The 5,393-nt window shown below is 69.7% G+C and carries 3 protein-coding genes; all 3 read left to right on the plus strand.

Going from position 1 to position 5,393, the window contains the following annotated elements; genetic code table 11:
- Positions 1 to 1,016: NADH-quinone oxidoreductase subunit M (locus ABD665_RS21605; protein ID WP_344743107.1), on the plus strand; the 1,016-nt coding region annotated here is incomplete at its 5' end.
- A gap of 196 nt (positions 1,017 to 1,212) precedes the next feature.
- Entirely contained in the window at positions 1,213 to 2,808 is a 1,596-nt protein-coding gene (nuoN, locus tag ABD665_RS21610; protein ID WP_204911008.1) for an NADH-quinone oxidoreductase subunit NuoN, read from the plus strand.
- A gap of 68 nt (positions 2,809 to 2,876) precedes the next feature.
- The gene (locus ABD665_RS21615; RefSeq protein WP_344743110.1) at positions 2,877 to 3,857 is read left to right on the plus strand and encodes a polyprenyl synthetase family protein; all 981 of its coding nucleotides are present in this window, start codon (positions 2,877 to 2,879) and stop codon (positions 3,855 to 3,857) included.
- Positions 3,858 to 5,393 lie beyond the last annotated feature (1,536 nt).

Consider the following 5,393-nt stretch of genomic DNA (forward strand, 5'->3'; position numbering starts at 1 on the left):
TCCTGATCTTCGGGCTTCTCGGCGGGTTCGTCATGCTCGCCTCGGTCATCGGCCTCTACGTGGCCTCGGCCGACGCCGGCACGCCGAGCTACCTGCTGTCCGACCTGAGCGGGCTCACCCTCGGCACCGGGGAGGAGCGCTGGCTGTTCATCGGGTTCATGTTCGCCTTCGCGATCAAGGCGCCGCTCGTCCCGCTGCACACCTGGCTGCCCGACGCGGCCGAGCAGTCCAGCCCCGGCGGCGCCACGATGATGGTCGGGGTCATGGACAAGATCGGCACCTTCGGGATGATCCGGTTCTGCCTCGGCCTGTTCCCGGAGGCGAGCCAGTGGGCCACCCCGGTGGTGATCGTGCTCGCGGTGCTGTCGATCATCTACGGCGCGATCCTGGCCATCGGCTCCAAGAACCTGATGCGCTTCGTCGCCTACACGTCGATCAGCCACTTCGGCTTCATCGTGCTCGGCATCTTCGTCCTCACCCGGCAGACGCTGACCGGCTCGACGTTCTACATGCTCAACCACGGGCTCTCGACCGCGGCGCTGTTCCTCGTCGCGGGCTACCTGGTCAAGCGCCGGGGCTCGGCCGACATCGCCGACTTCGGCGGGGTCCAGAAGGTGGCACCCGTCGCCGCCGGCCTGCTCCTCTTCTCCGGCCTGTCGACGCTGTCCCTGCCGGGCCTCTCGAGCTTCGTCTCGGAGTTCATGGTGCTGGCCGGCACCTTCGGCAAGCACCCCGTGTACGCGGGCGCCGCGACCCTGGCCATCGTGCTGGCGGCGCTCTACATCCTCGTGACGTACCAGCGGACGATGACCGGGCCGGTCACCCCGGCCGTGGCCGCAACGGTCACCGACGTCACCGCCCGCGAACGCCTCGCCATCGCACCGCTCGTCCTGCTCATCCTCGTGCTCGGCGTCTACCCGAAGCCGGTGCTCGCGCTCATCGAGCCGTCGACCGCCCTGCTCCAGACCTCGGTGGGCGTCAGCGACCCCGCCCCCCTCGTGGAAGGAGCTCGATAGTGGCCACCTCCAGGAGCTGGTCGGGATCTGCTCCGCCCAGGCACGCACCTCGCGGCGTTCTCCTCGGTCGTGGTACGCCCGGTAGGGCAATCCCTTCACCCTGTGCTCTGCCCGGCGGTACCGGGCGTCGCACCGCGCCGACAGGTACGCACCTGAACGGCGCAGATCGTCGACCAACTCCTGGAGATGACCACTGATGGGCACCATCGCCGCACCGACGATCGGCTACGCGCTGCTGCTGCCGTTCATCGTCATCTTCGCCGCCGCGTGCGTCGGCGTGCTCGCCGAGGCCGTCGTCCCGCGCGACCTGCGCCGGTCGGCCCAGATCCTGATCGCGTTCCTGGCGGTGGCCGTGGCCCTCGTCGTCACGCTGCTCAACTGGTCGGCCGGGGGCGACGTGGTCGTCGGCGTCGCGTCGGTCGCCGTTGACGGGCCGACGTCGTTCATCTGGACGATCCTGCTGGTGTTCGGCGCGGTCTCGTTCGGCATGTTCGCCGAGCGCAAGGTGACCGCGGGCGTCAGCGCCTTCGCGCCGATGGCCGCGGCCGTGCCCGGCACCGCCGACGAGCGTGAGGCGATCGAGGACCGCCGCGAGCACACCGAGGTGCTCCCGCTGGCCCTCTTCGCGCTGTCCGGGATGATGCTCTTCCCCGCCGCGAACGACCTGATCACCATGTTCGTGGCGCTGGAGATCCTGTCGCTGCCTCTCTACCTGCTGTGCGGGCTGGCCCGTCGGCGCCGGCTGCTCTCCCAGGAGGCGGCCCTCAAGTACTTCCTGCTCGGCGCGCTGTCGTCGGCCTTCTTCCTCTACGGGATGGCGCTGCTCTACGGCTACTCGGGCTCGTTCCTGCTGTCGGGGATCGACGACGCGATCCGCAACGGCGTCACCGGAGCCGGCCCGCAGGGGACCGGGCTGCTGCTGGCCGGCATGGGCCTGATCGCCGTGGGCCTGCTCTTCAAGTTCGGGGCGGTGCCGTTCCACTCCTGGACGCCGGACGTCTACACGGGCGCGCCCACGCCGGTCACGGCCTTCATGGCCTCGTGCACCAAGATCGCGGCGATCGGCGCGCTGATGCGCGTCTTCTACGTGGGTCTCGGTGCGGACCGCTGGGACTGGCAGCCGCTGATGGCCGTCGTGGCCGTCGCGACCATGGCCGTCGGCTCGATCCTCGCGATCACCCAGACCGACGTGAAGCGGATGCTCGCGTACAGCTCGATCGCCCACGCGGGCTTCATCCTGACCGCGTTCGTGGGGGCCTCGCAGGCCGTGACCGGCGCCCGCGAAGGTTCGCTGACCAGCGTCTCGTCCGTGATGTTCTACCTGGTCGCGTACGGCGCCGCCACGATCGGCGCCTTCGCGCTCGTCACGATGGTGCGCGACTCCACCGGTGAGGCGACGCAGCTCACGAGCTGGGTCGGTCTCGGTCGGCGCTCGCCCCTGGCGGCCGTCGTCTTCTCGGTGTTCCTGCTGAGCTTCGCCGGGATCCCGCTCACCAGCGGGTTCATCGGCAAGTGGTCCGTGTTCGCCGCGGCGTGGAGCGGCGGGCTGCACTGGCTCGTCGTCGTCGCCGTCGTGATCAGCGTCGTCGCGGCCTTCTTCTACATCCGCGTGATCGTCATGATGTTCTTCACCGACCCGGAGGTCGGCACCACGAGCTCGACGGTGGTCGTCCGGCCCGGCTGGACGACGCTGCTCGCCGTGGGCGTCGGTGTGGCCGCCACGGTGGTGTTCGGCATCTACCCCGGACCGCTGCTGACCCTGGCGCAGCAGGCGGGCGAATTCGTCCGCTGATCGGCGTTGGGTCAGCCGATACCCTTGGGTTGCGCCCGTAGATGACGTGGGGCCCGTGAAGGAGTGACGTGCTCGCCAGTCAGACGCTTGACCCGGTCTTCGAGGCGAGCGTCCGTGACCAGCTCGACCGCGTCGAGGTGGCGCTGCTCCAGGCCGCCGACGCCGACACCGCGATGGTCCGCGAGGCCGCCCAGCACGTGATCCTCGCCGGGGGCAAGCGCTTCCGCCCGCTGCTCGTCGTGCTCGGCTCGCACCTCGGGCCCGCCGCGGTCGACGCCGACGTCGAGCGGGCGGCCGTGGTCGTCGAGCTGACCCACGTCGCGAGCCTCTACCACGACGACGTCATGGACGAGGCCGGCCTGCGGCGGGGGACGGTGAGCCCGAACGCCCGCTGGGGCAACACCGTCGCCATCCTCGTCGGTGACCTGCTCTTCGCCCGCGCGTCCGACCTCGTCGCCGACCTGGGTCCCGAGTTCGTACGCCTCCAGGCGCGCACCTTCGCGCGGCTCGTCCAGGGCCAGATCGCCGAGACCGTCGGCCCCGCCGCCGGGCAGGACCGGTTGAGCCACTACCTGAAGGTGGTCGCCGACAAGACGGGCTCGCTGATCGCGACGTCCGCGCTGTTCGGGGCCAAGCTCGCGGGGGCCACACCGGCCCAGCAGCAGATCATGGCCGAGTTCGGTGAGCAGATCGGCGTGATCTTCCAGCTGAGCGACGACATCATCGACATCACGAGCGACGAGACGGGCAAGACGCCGGGCACCGACCTGCGCGAAGGCATCCCGACCCTGCCCACCCTGCTCGCCCGTACGTCGACGGACCCGGCGGACGCGAGGCTCCTGACCCTGCTCGACTCCGACCTGACGTCTGACGCCGACCTCTCCGAGGCGCTCAGCCTCCTGCGCCGGCACCGCAGCATCGAGGAGGCCCGCGCCGACGTCCGGCGTCGCGCGGAAGCCGCTCGTCTCCTGCTCGAAGGCCTCCCCAGCGGCCCGGCCCGTACCTCCCTCGAGGAGCTCTGCGACACGGTGGTCAGCCGCACCGTCTGACCGGCTTGGCGGACCTTTGTACGCCGCAGGTGTTGAACAGCGAGCGCACCGAGGGGAAGGCATGGCCCCGGCCGTCTTCGCAAGCTGCCGAGGAGTCGACGCCGCAGGCGTGGAAGTGCCGTCCACGCCTCTGCGTGGTGTCGTGCGGACCGCCGCACCGGCAGACGCGAGTCCGAGGTCGGCTCGTCCTCCCGCGCACGCCTGAGCGCCTTCTATCGCCGAGGCCTGTCTGCCGCTGAGCCGGGTGGCGAAGGTCCCGTCACTCCGTCACTCCCGCACTCCGTCACTCCCGCACTCCGTCACTCCCGCACTCCGTCACTCCCGCACTCCGTCACTCCCGCACTCCCGCACTCCGTCACTCCCGCACTCCCTCACTTGAGGCGCGGCCCTCTCCGCCGCTGCTCTCCACGATGAGGTCCGAGCGTGGTGACGTGGTCACGCCTGCGACGTCACCCGGGTACGCCCGCGTGCGCCGCAGGGCCAAGGCGCCGCACCCCGTGATGCGGCAGCTCGTGCGGTGCGCACTGCGTCAGGCGGTCCCTGGTTCTCTGACCCATCCCGTCGCTGGCCACCGTTGCCCACGCCCGTGATCGCGCGGTCCTTCCGAGACATCGGTACCACCAGCGATCCGCGACGCCCTATCGCTGACGCGAGCACGTCTGCACCGGTCCCTTCGCCACCTCCGGGGGCATCGGTCCCCGCGAGGCGACCAGCGGAAGTCCGACGGCTCCTGGCGCGCGAGGGCAGCGTCGGTCGGCCGGGCGGGGGAGCACGAAGCGCCCGTACCCGCCCTCGGGGGACGGCGACTCGGTAAGCAGACGAGCTCCCCAGGGCAACGGCGGTCGTTGCTGAGCCTGGGGTGCGCGTGAGTGAGGTGGGTCGCAGCATCGCCGGCCCCGCCTCGCCCAGGCTCGGATGAGGTGACGGAGTGCGGGAGTGACGGAGTGCGGGAGTGCCGGAGTGCCGGAGTGCGGGAGTGCTGAGGTGGGAGCTCGTAGCCTGTGCGGACTGACCTGCGTTGCTCTACCAGCACTGGTCCCCGGACCGAAGGCCGAGGGCCCGGAGGACGGGTGTGAGGACGGGCACGTCCCCCCGAGTTGACCAGGCTGTCACCTGGGCGTAATGTTCTTTTTCGCCCCCCGGGGCAGCGGACGAGCAAGAGGGTGGCCTTCGGGCCAGCCGGATGACTCGGCCGGAACCGGGTGGGACCCACTGGGCCAAGGATGGACCGGATTGGTGCGCGCTCTTGTCGAGCCCACTGTGATCCGGTGCTGGGATGTCTCCGGTGGGGGTCTGGAAAGGCGGATTTGATCCGCTGGGAAAGACCGGGTAGTGTTTATCGAGTTGCCCCAAGCGGCCTGGAAACGGTCCGTGCAGTGTGCGAGCGAAGTTTGAGAACTCAACAGCGTGCTTAAAAGTCAATGCCAAATAGCACTATCGAACCCGTGCTCGGCGAGGCTGCTCTCCTTTCGGAGGGTTGTTCTGGTCGGGTGTGGTTCCTTTGAGATTGAAATTGATTGACCCAGTTGGGTCTCA

Source organism: Microlunatus spumicola (assembly GCF_039536445.1).
GTDB lineage: Bacteria > Actinomycetota > Actinomycetes > Propionibacteriales > Propionibacteriaceae > Microlunatus > Microlunatus spumicola.

Bases quoted from the DNA above. Each gene is read 5' to 3' on its own strand.
- nuoN (WP_204911008.1), top strand. From the start codon at position 1,213: ATGGGCACCATCGCCGCACCGACGATCGGCTACGCGCTGCTGCTGCCG.